The 20,368-nt window shown below is 70.8% G+C and carries 21 protein-coding genes; 9 read left to right on the top strand and 12 right to left on the bottom strand.

The genetic code is table 11. The annotated features are described in order from the left end of the window. The first annotated feature begins 221 nt into the window (after positions 1–221). Positions 222–1,253, top strand: coding sequence for an FAD-dependent oxidoreductase (locus tag BLQ91_RS08180; protein ID WP_090096149.1), 1,032 nt, complete (start codon positions 222–224; stop codon positions 1,251–1,253). A 44-nt stretch (positions 1,254–1,297) separates the two neighbouring features. Here BLQ91_RS08180 and BLQ91_RS08175 read toward each other — a convergent pair whose 3' ends face one another. From BLQ91_RS08175 to BLQ91_RS08155, 5 genes are read right to left on the bottom strand one after another with little or no spacing between them, the layout of a single operon-like run. Continuing rightward, positions 1,298–4,012: an AbfB domain-containing protein gene (locus tag BLQ91_RS08175; RefSeq protein WP_090096148.1), complete on the bottom strand. Its 2,715-nt coding sequence runs from the start codon at positions 4,010–4,012 to the stop codon at positions 1,298–1,300. Positions 4,013–4,019: 7 nt separating this feature from the next. Next, positions 4,020–5,000, bottom strand: a complete 981-nt coding sequence (locus tag BLQ91_RS08170) for an ABC transporter permease (RefSeq protein ID WP_090096147.1) — start codon at positions 4,998–5,000, stop codon at positions 4,020–4,022. Further along, positions 4,997–5,941: an ABC transporter permease gene (locus BLQ91_RS08165; RefSeq protein WP_090096146.1), complete on the bottom strand. Its 945-nt coding sequence runs from the start codon at positions 5,939–5,941 to the stop codon at positions 4,997–4,999. The genes BLQ91_RS08170 and BLQ91_RS08165 overlap by 4 nt, the downstream gene beginning before the upstream one ends. Continuing rightward, the gene (locus BLQ91_RS08160) at positions 5,922–7,424 is read right to left on the bottom strand and encodes a sugar ABC transporter ATP-binding protein (RefSeq protein WP_090096145.1); all 1,503 of its coding nucleotides are present in this window, start codon (positions 7,422–7,424) and stop codon (positions 5,922–5,924) included. The genes BLQ91_RS08165 and BLQ91_RS08160 overlap by 20 nt, the downstream gene beginning before the upstream one ends. Next, a complete protein-coding gene (locus BLQ91_RS08155; RefSeq protein ID WP_090096144.1) occupies positions 7,414–8,454 on the bottom strand; it encodes an ABC transporter substrate-binding protein in 1,041 nt (346 codons plus the stop codon). Before BLQ91_RS08155 ends, BLQ91_RS08160 begins: the two co-directional genes overlap by 11 nt. A 124-nt stretch (positions 8,455–8,578) precedes the next feature. On the opposite strand from BLQ91_RS08155, the gene BLQ91_RS08150 reads away from it, so the two are divergent. Next, complete coding sequence (locus BLQ91_RS08150) at positions 8,579–9,571, top strand: LacI family DNA-binding transcriptional regulator (protein WP_176959628.1); 993 nt, start codon at positions 8,579–8,581, stop codon at positions 9,569–9,571. A gap of 19 nt (positions 9,572–9,590) precedes the next feature. On the opposite strand, the gene BLQ91_RS08145 is transcribed toward BLQ91_RS08150, so the two are convergent. The 5 genes from BLQ91_RS08145 to add form a co-directional block, all read right to left on the bottom strand. Beyond that, positions 9,591–10,088: an O-acetyl-ADP-ribose deacetylase gene (locus tag BLQ91_RS08145; protein ID WP_090096143.1), complete on the bottom strand. Its 498-nt coding sequence runs from the start codon at positions 10,086–10,088 to the stop codon at positions 9,591–9,593. A gap of 13 nt (positions 10,089–10,101) precedes the next feature. Beyond that, positions 10,102–11,367: a tannase/feruloyl esterase family alpha/beta hydrolase gene (locus BLQ91_RS08140; RefSeq protein ID WP_218130180.1), complete on the bottom strand. Its 1,266-nt coding sequence runs from the start codon at positions 11,365–11,367 to the stop codon at positions 10,102–10,104. Between the two features lie 11 nt (positions 11,368–11,378). Beyond that, complete coding sequence (locus tag BLQ91_RS08135) at positions 11,379–11,747, bottom strand: STAS domain-containing protein (protein WP_090096142.1); 369 nt, start codon at positions 11,745–11,747, stop codon at positions 11,379–11,381. A 99-nt stretch (positions 11,748–11,846) separates the two neighbouring features. Continuing rightward, complete coding sequence (locus tag BLQ91_RS08130) at positions 11,847–12,779, bottom strand: helix-turn-helix transcriptional regulator (RefSeq protein ID WP_245733271.1); 933 nt, start codon at positions 12,777–12,779, stop codon at positions 11,847–11,849. Between the two features lie 125 nt (positions 12,780–12,904). Further along, complete coding sequence (gene add / locus BLQ91_RS08125) at positions 12,905–13,912, bottom strand: adenosine deaminase (protein WP_090096141.1); 1,008 nt, start codon at positions 13,910–13,912, stop codon at positions 12,905–12,907. Between the two features lie 186 nt (positions 13,913–14,098). Between add and BLQ91_RS08120 the strand changes: the two genes are divergently transcribed. Next, a complete protein-coding gene (locus tag BLQ91_RS08120; RefSeq protein ID WP_090096140.1) occupies positions 14,099–14,605 on the top strand; it encodes a nucleotidyltransferase domain-containing protein in 507 nt (168 codons plus the stop codon). After that, positions 14,593–15,324, top strand: a complete 732-nt coding sequence (locus BLQ91_RS08115) for a class I SAM-dependent DNA methyltransferase (RefSeq protein ID WP_218130179.1) — start codon at positions 14,593–14,595, stop codon at positions 15,322–15,324. The genes BLQ91_RS08120 and BLQ91_RS08115 overlap by 13 nt, the downstream gene beginning before the upstream one ends. Before the next feature lie 102 nt (positions 15,325–15,426). Here the strand turns inward: BLQ91_RS08115 and BLQ91_RS08110 are convergent, their stop codons facing one another. After that, positions 15,427–15,822, bottom strand: a complete 396-nt coding sequence (locus BLQ91_RS08110) for a nuclear transport factor 2 family protein (RefSeq protein ID WP_090096138.1) — start codon at positions 15,820–15,822, stop codon at positions 15,427–15,429. Between the two features lie 57 nt (positions 15,823–15,879). Between BLQ91_RS08110 and BLQ91_RS08105 the strand changes: the two genes are divergently transcribed. After that, complete coding sequence (locus BLQ91_RS08105) at positions 15,880–16,452, top strand: PadR family transcriptional regulator (RefSeq protein WP_090096137.1); 573 nt, start codon at positions 15,880–15,882, stop codon at positions 16,450–16,452. Between the two features lie 15 nt (positions 16,453–16,467). Next, positions 16,468–16,788 carry a hypothetical protein gene (locus BLQ91_RS08100; protein ID WP_090096136.1) on the top strand — a complete coding sequence of 107 codons (321 nt, stop codon included), beginning with the start codon at positions 16,468–16,470 and terminating at the stop codon, positions 16,786–16,788. Here the strand turns inward: BLQ91_RS08100 and BLQ91_RS08095 are convergent. Then, entirely contained in the window at positions 16,785–17,183 is a 399-nt protein-coding gene (locus tag BLQ91_RS08095; protein WP_218130178.1) for a GNAT family N-acetyltransferase, read from the bottom strand. The genes BLQ91_RS08100 and BLQ91_RS08095 overlap by 4 nt on opposite strands. 73 nt (positions 17,184–17,256) lie before the next feature. On the opposite strand from BLQ91_RS08095, the gene BLQ91_RS08090 reads away from it, so the two are divergent. The 3 genes from BLQ91_RS08090 to BLQ91_RS08080 all read left to right on the top strand — a co-directional run bounded on the left by BLQ91_RS08090 (position 17,257) and on the right by BLQ91_RS08080 (position 20,311). Continuing rightward, positions 17,257–17,769, top strand: a complete 513-nt coding sequence (locus tag BLQ91_RS08090) for a hypothetical protein (RefSeq protein ID WP_143022562.1) — start codon at positions 17,257–17,259, stop codon at positions 17,767–17,769. A gap of 65 nt (positions 17,770–17,834) precedes the next feature. Then, positions 17,835–19,124, top strand: coding sequence for a PepSY-associated TM helix domain-containing protein (locus BLQ91_RS08085; protein ID WP_090096134.1), 1,290 nt, complete (start codon positions 17,835–17,837; stop codon positions 19,122–19,124). Between the two features lie 167 nt (positions 19,125–19,291). Continuing rightward, complete coding sequence (locus BLQ91_RS08080) at positions 19,292–20,311, top strand: YbaB/EbfC family nucleoid-associated protein (RefSeq protein ID WP_090096133.1); 1,020 nt, start codon at positions 19,292–19,294, stop codon at positions 20,309–20,311. Positions 20,312–20,368: the final 57 nt, after the last annotated feature.

The raw sequence follows: 20,368 nt of genomic DNA, 5'->3' as shown, positions 1-20,368 counted from the left end.
ACACCCTCTGTTCATTCCGGCACACCGTGGTGCCCTTCGACGAGGTGGCATGTGCACCACGAGCCGGTACTGGTCGCTCCCGGCGAACGCCATCGCACTCACGTCTGCGCGACGCGGCAGCACAGCCACCTCGCCACACCTGTGGAGATCCGGTGCAGATCCGGTGAAGGTGTGGCCGTAGGCGGAAATCCGGACCGTACCCGGATCTAGCGTCATGCGGTATGGACACCGTGGACGTGCTCGTGGTCGGCGCCGGGCTGGCCGGCCTCAACACCGCGCGGCTGCTCGCCGGCGCGGGGCTCGACGTGGCCGTGTGCGAGCGCAGGACGAGCCTCGAGACCGGCATCCGCACCACCGGCATCTTCGTCCGGCACACGCTCGACGACTACGAGCTGCCGCACCTCGGGCCGGCGGTGCGGCGCGTGCTCCTCTACCCGCCATCTCTGCGGGAACCGGTCGAGCTCGTGAGCGCCCGTGACGAGTTCCGCGTCGGTGACATGGAGGCCATCTACGCCGCCGCGGTCCGCGACGCCGAACGCGCGGGCGCGCAGGTCCGCCTCAACGCGAGCTACCCGGCTAGGTCCACGAAGGCGCGGTTCACGATCGGCGCGGACGGCGCGCGGTCCACCGTGGCGAAGACCCTCGGCCTCGACGTCAACCGGCAGCTGATCACCGGCATCGAGGAGGTCTACCCGGTCAGGACCGGCTCGGTGCCGACGTTCCACTGCGTGGTCGACCCCCGGCTCGCCCCCGGCTACATCGCCTGGGTCATCGACGACGGCGAGCACGCGCACGTCGGGCTGGCGGGCCGCGCCGACCGGTTCGGCGCACCGCTCCCCCAGCTGCTGCGGCGCTTCCGCGACAGCTTCCCGACGCCGGAGCCCGCCGGCCCGGTCAAGCGCCGGGGCGGGCCGATCCCGGTCGGCGGGCTGCTGCGCAGGATCGTGTCGCCGCGAGGTCTTCTGGTCGGGGACGCGGCCGGAGCGGTCTCGCCGCTCACGGCGGGCGGGCTCGACCCGTGCATGCGGATGTCCGAGCTCGCCGCGTCGGTGACGTTCGACTACCTGCGCAGCGGCAACAGGTACGTGCTGGAGCACTACGACGCGGCGGCCCTGCGGCGCCGGTACCGCGGCAGGTCCCTGCTGCGGCGCGGGTTGTCGCTCGTGCGCGGGCCGGGTCTCGCCGAGCTCGCCTTCAACGCACTGCGCACCCCGCCGGGAAAGGCCGTGGCGAAGCGGATCCTGTTCACCTGACACCGCCTGGGGACGCACGCGTCCCCAGGCGGCGGCCATCTCCCCTACGGCGTCCAGGGCGAGCTGACGGCCCAGCTCACGTCCTGGTCGTACGAGACGGGGTTGTCGTAGACGTGCGCGCCTCCGTTCGAGGCGACCCAGACCTCCTCCTGGTAGTGCCGGATGTTCGTGCCCAGTTCGTTGACCGACTCCAGCCGCACGCCTCCACTGCCCTGCTGCGCGCAGAACGTCGCGTCGCGGCGGAACACGTCGGTGTTGTCGTTGCTGCCGAGCCGGACGCGGAAGTCCGCGTGCCGCAGGAACTGCCCCGGGATGTTGCGCGACTCGAGCGAGTAGCAGGTCGGGTCGGCGAGCCCGCGGCGCACCACGAACGTCGCGTCGCCCTTCGTCAGCGCGTCACTCGTGCCGGTCACGACGTCCGTGCGCGCCAACGACTCCCGGTGCCGCAGGTAGCGGTCCGCGAAGCCGGGCGTGGTCACCCGGAACGACCGCGCCTGGTCGAGGGGCAGGTCCGCGCCGCTGCGCCACAGGCCTGTGCCGACCGCCCACGTGGTGTCCGCGGCGAACGAGCTCGCGGTGTCCCAGGGGTTCGGGCCACCGGAGCGCGCCAGGTGCACGCCCTCGTTGTAGTGCCGCACGAACGAACCGCGCACGTTGTAGGACTCCAGCGCGGTGCCGCCCGAACCTTCCCGCGCGCAGAACGTGGCGTCTGCCGCGATCGTGCCGTTGTTCACGTCGGTCCGGATGCGACCGTTGCTGTGCCTGAGGAACCGGCCGGGGAAGTTCCGCGACTCGAACGAGAGGCAGGCCGCGTCGGCGAGTCCGGGACGCGGGTGGAACGTGGCGTCGAGCCTGCCGAGGTCGGTGCTGACCACGTCGGTGCGGGCCAGCGAGTCCTGGTGGCGCAGGTACCGGTTCGTGTAGCCGGAAGTGGTGACGCGCAACGACACCACGTCGTCGGGGCTCACCGCCGTGCCGCGCGCGACGGCGAGCACCCCGAGGTTGACGGCCCGCACCCGCGACTCGGTCATCTTCAGCACGCGCCGGTCGTAGGTGTAGAAGCCGTTGACCTCGTTCTCCACGTCGTAGGGCTCGGTGTAGACCATCGCGGACAACCCGCGTGTGTGGACCAGCCGCTGGACCTGCTTGATGACCTCCTCGTAGCGCTTGGTCAGCGACGCTTCGTCCGGGTACAGGGCTCCGTAGGCGAATCCGGCACCCGGCTGGTACTCGTGGCCGACGACCCTGCGGCCCAGGCCACCGAACTCGCCGAGCACCGCGACCCGGTTGGCGTCGGGCTGCCGGGTGTTCGCGGAGATCTGGTAGTGGTGGTCGTCGATGACGTCGCCGTTGCCGGGATCGGGGTCCGAGACGCAGCAGTTGGACCCCGAGTTGTGGTTGACCAGGCGGGTGTTGTCGATCGAGCGCACGAGGTCGGCGATCCGGCCGGCGTCGTACTCGCCCCAGCCCTCGTTGAACGGCACCCACTGCACGATCGACGTGATGCCCTTGAGCTGGTCGATCATCCGGCGCAGCTCGGACTCGTAGTTCGCACGCCCGTTCGGCACCTCGTCGACCGCGTCGAGCGACGGCATGTCCTGCCACACCAGCAGGCCCAGCCGGTCGGCGTGGTAGAACCAGCGCGCCGGTTCGACCTTGATGTGCTTGCGGACCATGTTGAACCCCAGTGCTTTCTGGCGTTCGAGGTCCCACCTCAGGGCCGCGTCGGTCGGCGCGGTGTAGATGCCGTCCGGCCAGTAGCCCTGGTCGAGCGTGCCGCTCTGGAAGACGAACTTCCCGTTGAGCAACGGCCGCATGACGCCGCCGACCACCGCCTTGCCGAGCGAGCGCATGCCGAAGTAGCCGGTGGCGGAGTCACCGCTGCCCAGGGTCACGCGCAGGTCGTAGAGGAACGGGTCGTCGGGCGACCACAGCCGGGCGTTCGGCACGGGGACCCGCAGCGAGGTGCCGGTCGTGCCGGTCTGCCTGCCGACGACCTGGCCGCCGCTGAGCACCTCGGCGGTGACGGCCTGCCCCGCGGTGCCCTGCACGACCAGGTCGAGAGCGCCCGCGGCGACGTTCGGCGTGGTGTCGAGCCGCGTGATGTGCGCGCCGCGCACCGGTTCGAGCCACACCGTCTGCCAGATCCCCGACGCGGCGGTGTAGAAGATGCCGCTCGGGCTGCGGCGCTGCTTGCCGATCGGGTACCGGCTGCCGTCGACCGGCGAGTGCACGCCGACGACGATCTCGTTCGTGCCCGCCTGGAGCGCGGAGGTGATGTCGAACGAGAACGCGTCGAAGCCGCCGGTGTGCGTGCCGACCTGCCGGCCGTTGACCCAGACGCGCGTCTCCCAGGTCACCGCGCCGAAGTTGAGCTTGACGTTGCGACCGTTCCAAGTAGACGGAATGGTGAAGGTCCGGCGGTAGAACATGTTGTCCTCGTGCCGCTTGATGCCCGACAGTGCGGACTCGATCGGGTACGGCACGAGGACGCCTTCGGCCAGTGGCCTGCCGATCGGCGGGTTGCCGAGGTCCGGTGCGCCCGCGAACTCCCACACACCGTTAAGGTTCTGCCACTCGGGGCGCTGGAGCTGCGGACGCGGGTACTCGGGCAGCGCATTCGCCGGCGACACCTGGGAGGTCCAGGGCGTCGACAGCGGAGGGGTCTTGGGGACCCACTCCGCCGCGTGCGCTGTGGGGGTGAGGAAGGTGGATGTGATCAGGATGCCGACCAATACGCCCAGGACGCGTCTGGTCATGATGCTCCTATCTCCGGAGTATTCGTTGCAGGACGACGACGATCAGGAGGAACACGCCGCTGACCACCGACTGGTAGTTGCTGTCGAGCGTGCCGATCTGGTTGATGACGTTCTGGATGACCTTGATCAGGCCGACGCCGATCACGGTGCCGAGCACCGTGCCCATGCCGCCGGTCAGCAGGGTGCCGCCGATGACGACGACGGCGATGGCGTCGAGTTCGAGGCCGACGCCGATGACCGTGACGCCGGACTGCAGGTAGGCGGCGGTCAGGGCGCCGGCGAGGCCTGCCAGCGTGCCGCTCGTCGTGTAGACGAGGACCTTCGTCCTGGCGATCGGCACGCCCATGAGGACGGCCGACTGCTCGGCTCCCCCGGTGGCGAACACGTTCTGCCCGAAGCTGGTGCGGTTCAGCACGACCCCGCCCAGCAGGCACAGCACGGCCGCGACGAAGATCGGGTAGCCGAAGCCGAAGACGGTGCCGCGACCGAGTTCGACGAACGCGCTGTCCGGCGGGATCTGGTAGGTGGTGGCGCCCTCGTCGGTGATGACGAGCAGCAGGCCGCGCGCGAACAGCAGGGACGCCAGCGTGACGATGAACGGCGCCATGTTCGTGCGGGCGATCAGCAGGCCGTTGACCAGCCCGATGAGCCCGCACACCACCAGCGGCAGCAGCAACGCGACCAGGAACCCGTGCTGCGAGCCCCAGGCCGCGAGCACACCGCCCAGGGCGTAGACCGAGCCCACGGACAGGTCGATGCCGCCGGTGATGATCACGAACGTCATGCCGAGCGCGATGACCGCGAGGAACGCGCCCTGCAGCGCGAGGTCGCGCAGGTTGTCGAGGCTGCCGAAGCGCGGGAAGACCAGCCAGGACACCGCGACCACCAGCGCGAGCGCGACGGCGGCGCCCTGGCGTTGCAGGACCTTCGTCCGCGACGCCCCGGCCGGGACCGCGGCGGTGTTCGCCGGTGTGGCGGTGGTGGTCATCGGCGCTCCCGTGCCACGTAGACGGCGGCGATGATGATCGCGGCCTGGATCATCTGCGCGATCGAGTCCGGCAGGTCGTGCTTGATCAGCGTCGCCCTGACGAGCTGCATCAGGACCACGCCGAACACCGTGCCGAGAACCCGGACCCTGCCCCCGGTGAGCGGGGTCCCCCCGACGACCACCGCGGTGATCGCGGACAGCTCCATCAGCAGGCCCATGTCGGCCGGGTCGCTGGCGGACAGCCTCGACGTGGCCAGCACGCCCGCGACCGCGGCGAGCACGCCGCAGATCGCGTAGACGCCGATCAGCACCCGGGTGACCGGGAGCCCCGCCAGGGTGGCCGCCTTGCGGTTGCCGCCGATCGCGACGAGCTGGCGGCCGAACGTGGTGCGGTTCGTCAACGCCGCCACCGCGACCGCCAGCACACCCGCGACCAGCACGCTGATCGGGACGCCGAGCACGTCGCCGGTGCCGAGCGCGAGGAACGCCGGGTCGTGCAGCTGGACGAGCTGGCCGTCCGCGATGACCAGCGCCAGGCCGCGCCCGCCCACCAGGAGCGCCAGGGTCGCGACGATCGGCTGGATGCCGACCCTGGCGACGAGGAAGCCGTTGAACACCCCGGCGAGCACGCCCGCCACCAGGGCCATCGTGATCGCGACGAGCGGTCCGGCGCCCAGGTACAGCGGGATGATCGCGGCGGCCAGCGCCATGACCGCGCCGACGCTCAGGTCGACGCCCTCGGTGCCGATCACCAGCGCCATGCCGAGCGCGACGATCAGCACGGGTGCCGCCTGCACGAGCTGGGTGGTGACGTTGCCCAGCGTCAGGAAGTTCGCCGTGAACAGGGCGTTGAACAGCAGCAGCACGCCAACGGCGACGTAGACGCCGTTGTCCTGCAACCACCGCGTTCGTGCGGCCGTTCTAGTGGCTTTCAGCGTCATCGGTCACCTCCGCCGCGATGGCCTCGAGCACGTGCTCACGGGTGAGCCGGTCTCCTTCCAGTTCCCCGGCGACGGTGCCGTCCCTCAGCACGACGAGCCGGTCCGCGCCGTCGAGCAGCTCGTCGAGCTCGGAGCTGATCAACAGCACCGCCAAACCCTCCCGCGCGAGCTCGTCGATCAGGGCCTGCACCTCGGCCTTGGCGCCGACGTCGATGCCGCGCGTCGGTTCGTCGAGGAGCAGGATCTTCGGTTCGGTGCACAGCCACCGGGCCAGCAGCACCTTCTGCTGGTTGCCGCCGGAGAGCTCCGAGACCTTCTGCTCCGGGCTCGACACCTTGATGCGCAGGCGCTTCACGAACGTGCCGACGATCCTGTCCTGCTTCGCCCTGCTGACCACGCCGAACCGGCTGAGCCTCGGCAGCGCCGCGAGGACGATGTTCTCGCGCACGGACAGGTTCGGGATGATCCCCTCGGTCTTGCGGTCCTCGGCGAGCATGCTGATGCCCGCCCTGGTGGCCGCCTTGACGCCGCGCGCCACCGGTGCGCCCGCGACGACGACGGTGCCGCCGTCGATCGGGAGCGCGCCGATGATCGCCTTCGCGGTCTCCGTGCGGCCGGACCCGAGCAGGCCGGCGAGGCCGACGACCTCGCCGGGCCGGATCGAGACGCTGACCCCGTTGATGCGCGGCTTGCTGCTCAGGTTCCGCGCCTCGAGCACCGGTTGCGCGTCGGCGTGGTGGCTCTCGCCGAACGCCGTGGTGCCGTGGCTCTCGATCTCCTTCACCGACCTGCCGAGCATCAGCGAGACCAGCTCGATGCGCGGGAGGTCCCGCAACGGGCCGCTGTGCACGTTCCGCCCGTCGCGCAGGACCGTGACCGTGTCGCAGATCCGGTACAGCTCGTCCATCCGGTGGCTCACGTAGATGATCGCTATCCCGGCCTCGTGCAGCGTGCGCACGACGCCGAGCAGCGTCTCCACCTCGCGCGGCTCCAGCGACGACGTGGGCTCGTCCATGATCACGACGTCCGCGTCGGCCTCGACCGCCCTGGCGAGCGCGACCATCTGCTGCTCGCCGACCGCGAGCGTCCCGAGCGGGCTGCGCACGTCCGCCGTGATGCCGTAGCCGCGCAACAGCTCCGCGGCGTCGGCGTCCCGGCGGGCGCGGTCGATCAGGCCGAACCGGCTGCGCGGCTCCCTGCCGAGGAACAGGTTGGCGGACACGCTCATCAGCGGGACGAGGTTGACCTCCTGGTAGATCGTGGAGATCCGCCCGTTCCGGGTGACCCGGCCGGCATCCGGGGTGTGGATGCCGGTCAGGACCTTGATCAGCGTCGACTTGCCGGCGCCGTTCTCCCCCACCAGCGCGTGGATCTCACCCCGAGCGAGGGTGAAGTCCACGTCGCCGAGGGCGCGGACGCCGGCGAAGGTCTTCGTGACGCCGGCGACCTCGATGACGGGGCCGGTGGGCGTGTCAGTAGGCATTGGCGAGCTTCTGCGCGGCGTTGGTGGTGTCGTACTCGTCGTCGGAGATCACGATGGTGTTCGGGATCTCGTCGCCCTTGCCGAACTTCTCCAGCGTGTCGAACGCGAGCGGGCCGAAGCGCGGATTGGACTCGACGACCGCGGTGTAGCTGCCGTCCGCGACGAGCTGCACGGCGTTGCGCGTGCCGTCGACGGAGACGATCTTGACGTCCTTGCCCGGCTGCTTGCCCGCGGCCTTGAGGGCGGTGACGGCGCCGAGGCCCATCTCGTCGTTCTCGGCGTAGACAGCGGTGATGTCCGGGTTGCTCTGGATGAGCTGCTCCATCACGGCCTGGCCCTTCGACCGGTCGAACTCACCGGTCTGCTCGGCGACCACGGTGAGGCCGGGGGTGCCCGCGATGCCGTCCTTGAAGCCCTTGGTGCGGTCGACCGTGACGTTGTTGCCCGACGCCCCGAGCAGGATCGCGACCTTGCCGGTGCCGCCGGTCGCCTTGATCATCTGCTGGGCGGCGCGCTTGCCCTGCTCGACGAAGTCCGAGCCGATGAACGTCAGGTAGTCCGTGCACGGCTGCGAGGTCACCTTGCGGTCGATCGTCACGACCGGCACCTGCTTGGCCTTGGCCGCGTCGAACGCGGGCTGCAGGCCGTCGGAGTTGAGCGGCGCCACGACCAGCAGCTTCGCGCCGCGGTCGATCAGCGACTTGATGTCGCTGATCTGCTTGTTCAAGTCGCTCTGCGCGTTGGTGTAGAGAAGCTCGGCTCCGCGCTTGGCGGCCTCGTCCCTGATCGACTGCGTCTCGGCCGTGCGGAACGGGTTGGCCTCCTTCTCCGACTGGGAGAAGCCGACGACGGCGCCCTTGAGGTCCACCTGCGGGTACCCGGACCTGCCGCGCGAGCAGCCCGGACCGGACGCCTGGTTCTGCGCGGCACTGGCGGCGGGCCCGCCACTGGTCGTGGTCTGCGGGTTCTCCCTCGCGGTGCAACCGGTCACGAGCAGGGCGGCGACAGCGACGAGCAGTAAGCGAGACATCTTTGGCTCCTACACCGGGCTATGCGTGGACGCGCTCTCAGGCGCTAGATTTGCATCGTTGTTCCAACGATGTAAAGACTGAGGACTTCCCGGTACTCTTCCCGGTACCTTTTTCCAGGAGGCTGTGTTGGCCACGCTGAAGGACGTCGCTCGCCTGGCGGGCGTCTCGGTGAAGACCGTGTCGAACGTGGTCAACGGCTACTCGTTCGTGAAACCGGACAACCGCCGCCGCGTCGAGGAGGCGCTGGAGGCGACCGGCTACCGACCCAACCTCGGCGCCCGCAACCTGCGCCGCGGCCGCACCGGCTTCATCGCCTTGGTCCTGCCCGAGCTCTCGATCCCCTACTTCGCGGAGCTGGCCGGCCTCGTCATCGCCGCGGCCCAGGAGCACGAGTGGAACGTGCTCATCGAGCAGACCTTCGGCACCCTCGCGGGCGAACGCTCGGCGCTCGCGTCCCTGGGCCCGCACCTGGTGGACGCCGCGATCCTCAGCCCGGAGGCGCTGCAGGACGACGACTTCCAGCTGTCAGTGCCCGCGGTCCTGCTCGGCGAGCACGCCGTCGACGTCCCGATCGACCGCGTCGGCATCGACAACGTGGCCGCCGCCCAGACCGCCGTGAAGCACCTGATCTCGCTGGGACGCACGCGCATAGCCGCGATCGGCGCCCACCCCCACCGAGGCACCGCCGCCCTGCGCCTGGAGGGCTACCGCACCGCCCTCGAGGAGGCCTCCCTGCCGTTCGTCGACGAGCTGGTCGTGCCGGCCCTGAACTACCACCGCGCCGACGGCGCCGCCGCGATGAAGTCGTTGCTGGACCTCAGCACCCCACCGGACGCGGTGTTCTGCTTCAACGACCTCCTCGCCATCGGTGCCATGCGAGCCGCCGCCGAACGCCTCGTCCGGGTGCCCTCCGACCTCGCCGTCGTCGGCTTCGACAACAACGAGGAAAGCGCCTACAGCTCCCCGTCCCTGACGTCCGTGGCCCCCGACAAGACCGCCATCGCCCGCGCCGCGGTCGACCTGCTGCACCGCCGGGTCGAGGCCCGCGACGACGCCCTGGAGGACGTCCAGACCCCGTTCTCCCTGCTGGTCAGGGAAAGCACCGTGGCCCGGTGACGTCCGGCCCGGACCACGGCTACGGGCGCGCGTAGGCGTCGTAGACGGTCTGGTCGAACAGCACGAACCTGATCAGGTCCAGCGGGGCGTCTTTCGTTGCCTCGTGGGCGATTTCGGCGGCGTGCTCGACCGGCCAGCGGTAGATGCCGGTGGAGATGGCGGGGAACGCGATGGTGTGCGCGCCGAGGTCCGCCGCCACCCGGAGGGAGTTGCGGTGGCAGGCAGCTAGGAGAGCGGAGCGGTCTTCGGTGGGTGAGTACACGGGACCCACGGTGTGCACGACCCAGCGCGCCCGGAGCCTGCCCGCGGTGGTGGCGACGGCTTGACCGGTCTTGAGCCCACCGCCGTAGTGCCCCGCCCGGAGCTCGCGGCACTCGGCGAGGATCTCCGGGCCGCCCTTGCGGTGGATCGCGCCGTCCACGCCGCCGCCTCCCAGGAGGGAGGAGTTGGCGGCGTTGACGATCACGTCGACTTCCTGCTCGGTGATGTCGCCGAGGACGTACTCGATGGTGGTCACGTCCCCGATTGGATCACGACAACGGACAGGTGGCCACGTCAGCGGGCCTGGGCAGCGTCGCCGAAGCCGGTGGCCGCACCCCGTCCAGCCACCGCTCCAACGCCGTGAAAGCCGCCCGGTGGCAAGGCGCCAACGGCCTCAACCGATCCGGGTAGGCGTCCACGAGCCCGTCGACGTGGGTTCCCTGCTCGACCCGGTAGTACCGGTGCAGGCGGTCGGGCGTCATCCCCGCGTAGACGTCCGAGTCCTGGCTGATCGGCAGCAACACGTCATAGGTCCCGTGCACGGTCAGCAAAGGCCTCTTCACCTTCCCCGTCAACGCGACCCGCGACACCGCCGGCCCCGCGACCCGGCGGCGATCCGAGTACGAGTAGTCCGCGTCGCAGGCGGGCGTCCCGGAAGCGCAGAACGGCACGCCAGCCTCCAGAGCCCCGTCGAAACCGGGGTCGAACTCCTCGCGGTAGATGCGTTGCGTCAGGTCCCAGTAATAGCGGTGGTGGTAGTCCCACAGGAACTCCGTGCCCGCCGGGAAGCCCGCCGCGACCATCGCCTCGTGCGCGCCCGGTTCGCCCGCCAGGTAGGCCGGGTAGGCGCGGAGCACGGGCGGCAGGAACGTCAGCGGGTTCGGGCCCGCGACCGTCCACAGCGTCCCTTCCCAGTCCACGCCGCCGTCGTAGAGGTGCGGGCGGTTCTCCAGCTGCCAGCGGACGAGGTAGCCGCCGTTGGAGATGCCGGTGGCGATGGTGCGGCGCGGGGCGCGGCCGTAGCGCTGGGACACGACCTTCTTCGCGGCGAGGGTCAGCTGGGTGAAGCGGTGGTTCCACTCCTCCACCGCCCGGCCGTCGCGGTAGAACTGGGCGCCGGTGTTGCCCTTGTCTGTGGAGGCGAAGGCGTAGCCGCGGGAGAGGACCCAGTCGGAGATGGCGCGGTCGTTGGCGTACTGCTCGCGGACGCCCGGTGCGCCTGTGACGACCAGGCCGCCGTTCCAGCGGTCCGGGAGCCTGACCACGAACTGGGAGTCGTGCCAGCCGTGGTTGGTGTTGGTGCGGGAGGTGTCCGGGAAGTAGCCGTCGATCTGGATCCCCGGGACGGCGCCGGGCACGGGCAGGGCGGCGCTCGTGAGGCCGGCCCAGTCGGCCGGGTCGGTGTGACCGGTGGCGACCAGGCCCGTGGTGGTGAGGTCGGCGAGGTGGGTGAGCTGCTGGTGCTCGGCGCCGGGCACCGTCATCGCGGACGTCGGCGGGGTCAGCGCGAGCACCAGGACCAGGGGCAGCAACATAGCTGGTCAAGCTAGTGACGGCGGCCTCCCGGCGACATGGTTGCCTCCCACACAAGGCCCGCTGCGAAGGTGGTGCAGCCGAACAGGTCGAGCACCCGGCGCACCTGGGGCCGCAGGTGGTGCAGCTCGAACGACTTGCCGTTGCGGTGCGCGGCGCAGAGCAGCAGCAGGAGGGTGCGCAGGCCGCTCGCGGACAGGAACGTCACCTCGGCGAGGTCGACCTGCACGCGGTCGGTGGTGGTGTCCGTGATGCCGGGCAGCACGGCGGCGAAGAACACCTCGCAGGTCGTCATGTCCAGCTCGCCGTGGCACGTGGCCACGAAGCGGGTGCCGGAGCGTTGCGTCCGCACGGCGAACGGGGTGGTGTCACAGGTGGTCATCAGATTTCGCCTCCCTGGACGGGACACCACCACTTCACCGCACCGGGGGCCCGGTCGATAGCAGCGGGAACGAAGCGGCGCCCGGGAAAACGAAGTGCCTCAGCCCGACCGCAGCGTCTTCGACGGCGCAACCCCGTACGCGGCGCGGTAGTGGGCCGCGAAGACACTCGGACGGGCGTAGCCCCAGCGTGCGGCGATCGTGGTGACGGTGCCGTTCGCCGCACGCAGGTCGGCGTGCGCGCAAGAGAGGCGCACGCGCCGGAGGTAGGCCATCGGTGTCATGTCGAGGTGGCGGCGGAACGCGAGCTGGACCGCCCGGATCGACACCCGCGCGGCGCGGGCGATGTCGGCGGCGGTGATGTCATTCGCGGCGTTGGCCTCGACGAACGCGATGGCGCGACGCACGGTCCGAGGGTGCGCGTCGCGCCGATCGGACGGTGGCGGGCCGCCGAGCGAGTTGTTCGGGAACGCGGCGAGCGTCGCCGACACCAGCAACCGGGTCGCGTTGGCCGACACCAGCGGGTGGTCCCCGAACAGCGGCAGCACCTCGTCGCGCAGGTGCACGCAGGTGGACCACCACGCGGCACCGGCCTCGGGCGAGAGGGGCCGGAAGCCCGCGAACCGGACGCCGTCGGCCACCTCGTCGACGACCGGCCGGGGCAGCGTCACCGTCGACAGCCGCGGGTCGAAGACCGCCCCGATGAACCTGCTGTCGGGTGGTGCCGTGAGGAACGACTCGCCGGGCAGCCAGTAGCGGTCCTCGCCGCCCGAGCCGTAGTAGACCATCCCCGCACCCGTGTGCCCGAAGACGTAGTTCTGCATCGGGTCGACGCTGACCTCGAGTCTGATGCTCCCGTGCAGCTGGTCGAACCTCATCTGCCCGTGTATCCGCGACGACATCCACATGTGCGGGTGCTCGATGCCGCGGTTGAGCCGCATCTGGCCATAAGCGGCGTTCAACACCTCGTTGGCCGCGTCCAAGTCCGTCACCTCGACGACCTGCTCCACGTCCAGCACGATCCTCGCCCGCACCGGCGGTGTCCATCGCCAAGACGGACGGTTCCACCGGTGCGGACGGTCACGCACCGCAGCGCCGTCTGGCCCGTCAGATCCGGGCGGCGCGCCGAAATCCGTCCGAAGTGGACTGTCGGCTGCTGCTACCGGATCGACGCGAGCACGCCTGCGATCTCCTCCAGCAGAACGGTCTTGCGGCTGTTCGGCAGGAACGAGGCCAGCACCGCGTTCTCGGCCAGCCGGGCCACGTCCGCGTGGCCGAGTCCGAGCGCCTCCGCCACGGCCACGTACTCCCCTTCCAGCGTGGCGCCGAAGAACGGCGGGTCGTCGGTGTTCAGCGTGACCACCACCCCGGCGTCGAGCATCCGCCGCACGGGGTGCGCCTCGATCGACGCCACCTGCCGCGTCCGGACGTTCGACGTCGGGCACACCTCCAGCGCGATCCCCTTGTGCACCAGGTGTTCCACCAGCGCCGGATCCTCGACGCAGCTCGTGCCGTGGCCGATCCGCTCGGCCCGCAGGTCCCGCACCGCCGACCAGACGGTCTCCGGGCCGGTGGTCTCCCCCGCGTGCGGCACGCTGTGCAGACCGGCTTCCCGCGCCGCGTCGAAGAAGGGCGCGAACTGGGCTCGGCCGACACCGGCCTCCGGCCCGCCGAGCCCGAAGGAGACCAGGCCCTCCGGACGTTCCGACAGCGCGAACGCGAGCGTCTCCCGGCCGGCGGCCAAGCCCTTCTCGCCCGGGATGTCGAAGCACCACGCCAGCTCGACCCCGAGCGCCGACGCCTCGGCGCGACCGGTCTGCAGGCCCGCCAGCACCTCGTCACCGGACAGGCCGTCCACCAGGTGGTTGTACGGCGTCACGGTGACCTCGGCGTACCGGACGTTCTGCCTGGCCAGCTCACGGGCGAGACCGACGACGAGGCTGTGGACGTCGTCGCGGCCCTTCATCATCGACTGGACGGCCCAGAACACCCGCAGGAAGTGGTCGAAGTCCCGGAACGCGTAGAAGCGCTCCAGCTCGGCGCGGTCCGTCGGCACCCCGGCCTCCGGGTGGCGCCGGGCGAGTTCCAGGACGGTGTCGAGGCCGGCGGACCCGACGAGGTGGACGTGCAGCTCGACTTTGGGCAGGGCGTGGACGAACGAGCGCATGGCGAAGCTCCCTGGCAGGGCGGAGGTGGGGGTGGCGGAGGAACGGGAGCGGCTCAGGGAGCGAGGTCGCCGCGTTCGGTGTCAGCGCCGTAGAGCGGCAGCTTGAAGTCCGTCACGGGCCTGAAAGTAGCAGCGCCGGACGAAAAGCCGTGGCGGTGTGCACACCCCGGTTGCACGCTGTGGGGCGTGACCGGCGACGACGTGCTCGAGATCTTGGCCGCGCTGCGGGCCTTCGACGTCCACGTCGCAGGTGGCTGGGGTGTCGACGCGCTGGCCGGCGAGCAGACGCGCCCGCACGACGACCTGGACCTGCTGCACCGCGAGGAGCACGAGCCGGGGGTCGTGGCGGCCCTGGCCGCGCTGGGGTTCACCGAAACGCTGTCGTGGCGGCCGGTGCGGTTCGTGGTCACCGACGGCCGGGGACGCGAGATCGACCTGCACCCGTTGCGGTTCACGGAGGACGGCGGCGCCGAGCAGACCTCGCTCACGCCCGGTGAGCCGTTCCGGTACCCGGCCGGGTGCTTCGTCACCGGCACGATCCTCGGCACCACCGTGCCGTGCCTGTCCGTCGAACAGCAGCTGCACCTCCACCAGGACTACGAGCCACGCGAACGGGACCTGCACGACCTCGCGCTGCTGCGGGCGCTCGACCGGAAAAATCGGTGGCGGCCGGAGCTACCGTGGCAGTCGTGAAGGGCTTCAACCCGAGCTTCGGTCCCGAAACGGCCAGGAACTACGACAACTCGCCCCGCGGCGACGAGGCGGAGACCGTCCGCTTCCTCGCGGGGTTCGGCGGCAGAGCGCTGGAGTTCGCGATCGGCACCGGCCGCATCGCGTTGCCGCTGCGGGAAAGCGGCGTCGAGGTGGACGGCGTCGAGCTCTCGCCGGACATGGTCGCCCGGATGCGGGAGAAACCCGGCGGCGAGGCGGTCGAGGTGGTCCTGGGCGACATGTCCACCGCCGGCACCGGCCGCACGTACCCGTTGGTGTACCTGGTCTTCAACACGATCACGAACCTCCTCACCCAGGACGACCAGGTCCGCTGCTTCGAGAACGCGGCACGCCACCTCACACCGGACGGCGTGTTCGTGGTCGAGTGCGGCCTGCCGGGCTGGGCCGCGCGGGACCGCCACCAGTTCGTCGACGTGGAGGCCGTCGAGGTCGACCACGTGCGCCTGGACGTCAACCGCTACGACCCCGTCACCCAGATGCTCGACGAGAACCACGTGCACATCGGCGTGGACGGCATCCGGTTCGGCCCGATCCGCCAACGCCTGACCTACCCCGGCGAGTTCGACCTCATGGCGAGGATCGCGGGGCTGCGGCTGCGCGACCGGTGGGGCGGGTGGAACGGCGAGCCGTTCACGGCCGACAGCACGCGGCACGTGAGCGTCTACGAAAGAGCCGCGTGACGTTCTTGTGCGGCAAGCGAGTTCCCGGCAGGCCGCGTCGAACGGGGTCAGCTCCTCCGTCCGCGAGCCCAGCAGGGGTCGGGCAACCCGGCCCTGACACCCCTAGGAGTCGAACGCTTCCACAGCTTCGGCCTGGATCTGCTCGAACTGGGCCGCCATCGCCTCCGACAGCGCCTGGGCGCCGGACAACGGCCGCACCATCACGGTGAACTCGTCGATCAACCCGTCGGCGTTCAGGTGCAGGAAGTCGCAGCCCTGGATCTCCTTGCCGCCGACCTCGGTCCGGAACACCAGCGCGTGGTTCGGGCCGTCGGTGATCACGCGCTCGTAGCGGAAGTTCTCGAAGACCCGCATGACGCCGCGCAGGATCGCCGCGGTGATGGGTTTGCCGGGATACGGCTTGAACGCGACGGGGCTGGTGAACACGACGTCGTCGGCCAGGCAGGCCGCCATCGCGTCGGTGTCGCGTGCTTCGACCGCCTTGCGGAATGCGTCCACGCCGGTTCCTCGCATACTCAACTTGTTGACTAGGTTGAGGCACCGTAACCTGCGGGTATGTCACTGCGCAACGCCGTGATGGCCACCCTGCTCGACGGGGAGTCGTCCGGCTACGACCTGGCCAAGGCGTTCGACGCGTCCGTGGCGAACTTCTGGATGTGCACGCCGCAGCAGCTCTACCGGGAGCTCGACCGCATGGAGGCGGACGGGCTCGTCGCCGCCCGCGTGGTCGAGCAGGAGCGTCGGCCGAACAAGCGCCTGTTCTCGCTCACCGGCAAAGGGGTCGAGGAGCTGTCGAGGTTCACGGCCGCACAGCACAAGCCCGCCGCGATCCGCGACGAGCTGCTGGTCGCCGTGATGGCGGCGGACTCCGGCGACCTCGAGGCGGTGAAGGCGTCGATCACGCGGCGCCGGCGGTGGGCGGAGGCGAAGGTCGAGCGGTACGAACGGTTGCGGGCCAAGCTGCTCGGCGGCCGGACCGAGGAGGAGTTCCTGGCCACGGCCGAGCGGGTCGGGCCCTACCTGACGTTGTTGCGCGGCCTGTCGTTCGAGCGGGACAACGTGCGGTGGTGTGCCCGGAGCCTCACCGTGCTGGAGCGGCGTGGTGCCCGGCTCGACGCGGCGACGTGAGGTTGAATCGGGCTCATGAACGGCATCTCGGTGTTGCAGGAGGCACTCAGCGCGCCCGCGGCGCAGGCGCGCGACCGGTTCGCGGGGCGGCTCAACGGCTACCTGGAGGGGTCGGACGTCGTGCACGCCGTGCGGCTGCAGGGCTGGCTCGGCCTCGAGGTGCCCGGCCCCGGCTGCCACGTCGGCACGGGCAGCTGGGACTTCACCCGCTTCAAGGCCACGACCTCACCGGTGACGTGCGGCCGGTGCCGCAGCGCCGGACTGCTCGCCAGCTCGTTCACCGGGGGCCCGCACCAGCAGACGCTGGAGCTGGAGCTGGAGCTGGAAGGGATCTAACCCCCGCAGGCGTCGCGGTTGCGCAGGATCATGCCGGTCACCGCGGTCATGCCGAGCCGCTCGTAGTACGGCCGCAGAGCGTCGTCGCACACGAGGTCCACCGAGTACAGGTGCGCCGCCTCGGCCACCACCCGGCGCATCAGCTCGGTGCCGACGCCCTGCCCCTGGAACTCCGGCAGCACCTCGAGCCACGGGACGAACGCCGTCAGCACACCGTCGCTGATCATGGTGACGAAACCGATGACGGTGCCGCCGGAGCGTGCGACCACCACGCGGTAGCTCCCGCGCAGGACGGCGAGGTGTTGGGCGGGTGACGGCGGCTGGGGCCAGCCGACGAAGAACCCGGTGAGGTCGTCCTCGGTGAGGTCGCCGACATCGGTGGCATAAGTGATCACCGTCGAATTGAACCAACTCCGTCGAACTCACGTGGGGCTGGTTTCGCCCGCGTTCGACGCTAGGCTCCTGGTCATGGCCCTGCCGACCGCTCCATTGCGCCGTGCGCGCTGTGCGGTCGTCGGCGTGGTCAACGGGACTCTGGCCGTGCTCGCCCACTCCAACGCGGACGGCGAACTGCCCGACGCCGGGCTGGTGTTCTCACTCGTCGGGCTGCTCGCGTGGGCGACGAGCGGGTTCGCGAGGCACGAGCTGACGTGGACGAGGCTGCTCCTGCTGATCGGCGGCGGACAGGCCGCGATGCACGTCCTGGTGTCCCTGGCCGTGTCGCGGCACGAGCACCCCGCGAACCCGGCGCACATGATCGTGTCGCACGTCCTGGCCACCGCCCTTGCCGTGGCCCTGCTGACCTTCGCGGAACGCACCGTGCTCGCGCTGGCCCGTGCCGTCGCCTCCGTGTTGCCGCGCAGGCCCGTCCCGTTGCCCGCCAGCGCTCCCCTGGTCGTCGCCACGCCCGCGCGCGTGCCGGTCACGACCGTCCTGCCCGCCGTGCTGTCGTGGCGCGGCCCTCCGGCTGAACAGGCCTGAAACCTCCCTCCCCACAGGGCCGCTCACCGAGCAGTCCTGCCCCTGTTCACGCCTTTTGGAGCTCCATGACCACCGCAGCCACTCCGCCGCGCACGTCGTTCGCGTGGCGGGGACTCTTCCTGCGCCTGCACTTCTACGCCGGTGTGCTCGTCGGACCGTTCATCCTGATCGCCTCGCTGACCGGCGTCCTGTACGCCCTGACCCCGCAGCTGGAGTCGTGGGTCTACTCCGACCAGCTCCGCGTTCCCGCCACCTCCCAGCAGCTCCCGCTGTCCCAGCAGGTCGACGCCGCGGTGGCGACGTCACCGCGGGGCTCGCTCGTCGCGGTGCGCCCCGCGCCCGAACCCGGTGCCACCACGCGGGTCCTGTTCGCCGAGGAGGGCCTGGGCGAGTCGGAACGCCGTGCGGTCTTCGTCGACCCCGGCACCGGCCGCGTCACCGGTGATCTCGTCGTCTACGGCACCAGTGGCGTCCTGCCGCTGCGCACGACGCTCGACCAGTTGCACCGCAACCTGATGCTCGGCGAACCCGGTCGTCTCTACAGCGAGCTCGCCGCGTCGTGGCTGTGGGTCGTCGCGCTGGGCGGTCTCGTCCTGTGGATCTCCCGGGCGCGCAGCAGCAAGCGCGTCCGGACGCACGGCCTGATCGGCGTGTGGGTGCTCGCCGGAGCGTTGTTCCTGTCCGCCACCGGTCTCACGTGGTCGGCCTACGCGGGCGAGAACGTCGGCGTGCTCCGCGAGGCCGTGGGGTGGTCCACGCCGACGCTGCAGATCCCCGGCGGCAGCGGTGGTCACGGTGACCACGCCGAGCACACCTCGACCGGAGGCGGGCACGGCGACATCGACGCGGTGCTGGGCTCGGCGCGGTCGTGGGGTGTCGACGCGAAACTGGTCGAGATCGGCCTGCCCGCCACGCCCGGCGGTGCCTGGAAGGTCGTCGAGATCGAGAAGGGCCTGCCCTCCCAGGGCGACTCCGTGGCCGTCCAGGACGACGCGGTCGTGGCGTCGGTGGAGTTCGACGACTTCCCGCTCGGCGCGAAGCTCACCAAGTGGGGCATCGACGCGCACATGGGCGTGCTGTTCGGCTGGCCCAACCAGCTGCTGTTGCTGCTCATCGGCGGCGGCCTGGTCGCCCTGGTCGTGCTCGGCTACCGGATGTGGTGGAAGCGGAGGCCGACGAGCGGCTTCGGCCGCCCGGCCCCGCGCGGCCAGTGGCGCAAGGCTCCGCGCGGCGCGCTGGCCGGTCTGGGCCTCGGCGCGCTGCTCGTCGGGTGGTTCGCGCCGCTGCTCGGGATCAGCCTCGTCGTCTTCCTCGTCGTCGACGTCCTGCTCGGCCGGCGCGCGAAAACGGTCTGACACAACGCAACGGTGTGGCGCGAACCACGCGCCGCTACCGTCCACAGTGGACATAGCTTGCCTGAACTGGACATTTGCGGCATAGTGACGGGCAGGTGAGCCGGGAAGTCTGGTCGGCCCGCACGTCACACGCAGGTGGCGGCGGAGAGCTGACGAGGGGTGCCCTGATGACTCTCATTCCCCGTGCCATCCCCGCGATCAACGATCCCGAGGTCGTGCACGCGCTGGCCGCGCGCTGGCGCCGCACCAGGACGTTGCTGCTGCTCTCCGCCGGCGTGCTGCCCGTCGCGATCGGCATCGTCTGCATCGTGCTGGCCGGCATGACATCGGCCGGGCGGCAGATCATGCCGTGGTGGTCGGCCATCCCGGCCGTCGCCGCGGCGGCGTGCGCCTGCGCGTTGCTCTCGTGGTTGCGCCGCAACGGGTTGAGCGACCCGCACTCGTGGCTGCCCGCCACGACCCTGATGACGTCGGCACAGCTCGTGCTCGGCGTCCTGCCCGGTTCCGGCATCGCCCTGCGGCTGAGCCCCGGTGCGGCGATCGCGGTGAAGGCGCTGTGCGCGGCCGGGGTGCTCGGCGCGGGGTCCGCGAGCGCACTGGCCCGGCTGGCCCACCGCTCGTTGCTCTCGGCGCCGGTGCTCGAACTGGGCTCGACGGCGTTCCCGCTCGTGCTGGCGGGGAACGGCACGCGGCTCGTGATCGGCACCGACCGCGCCGACTGGACCACTCGCCACGGCGGCCGGGTCGACGCCGGGGTCTCGTTCGCCCGCGTTCAGCGCGTGACGGCGCACTCGCACGCGATCGTGCTGCACACCACCTCCGGTTCGTGGACGGTCCCGGTGTCCGACCCTCTGACCGCGCAGGCGTTGCTGCGCCGCCGGATCGCGTGGTGGGAGGAGCGCCGCGACGCCGCCGCCGAGCGCGAGCAGCGCCGCTACCTCGACCTGGTGCAGTCGCTCGCGGCCGTCAGCGGTGCCGCGACACGGGGCGGCATCAGCGTGACCGTCGACTCGAACGGCCTCACCACCGGCATCGAACTGAGCCCCGCCGTCCGCGAGCTCGACCCGGAGGTGCTCTCGGCGCAACTCATGGCGTGCGTGCAGAAGGCACGGGCCGACGCGCGCAGACAGGTGCAGGACCTGGTGCTCGACCACGCCGACGCCGAGATGCCGAAAGCCAGCCACTAGTCGGTTGCCCCGTCCCGGTCCGCCTGCCTACGTTCTGCCTGCACCTTCGGAGATGGG

The organism is Lentzea jiangxiensis (assembly GCF_900104175.1).
GTDB classification, from domain to species: Bacteria; Actinomycetota; Actinomycetes; order Mycobacteriales; family Pseudonocardiaceae; genus Lentzea; species Lentzea jiangxiensis.
Note: the sequence above shows the minus strand (reverse complement) of the source record. Positions and strands in the feature narration are given on the sequence as shown.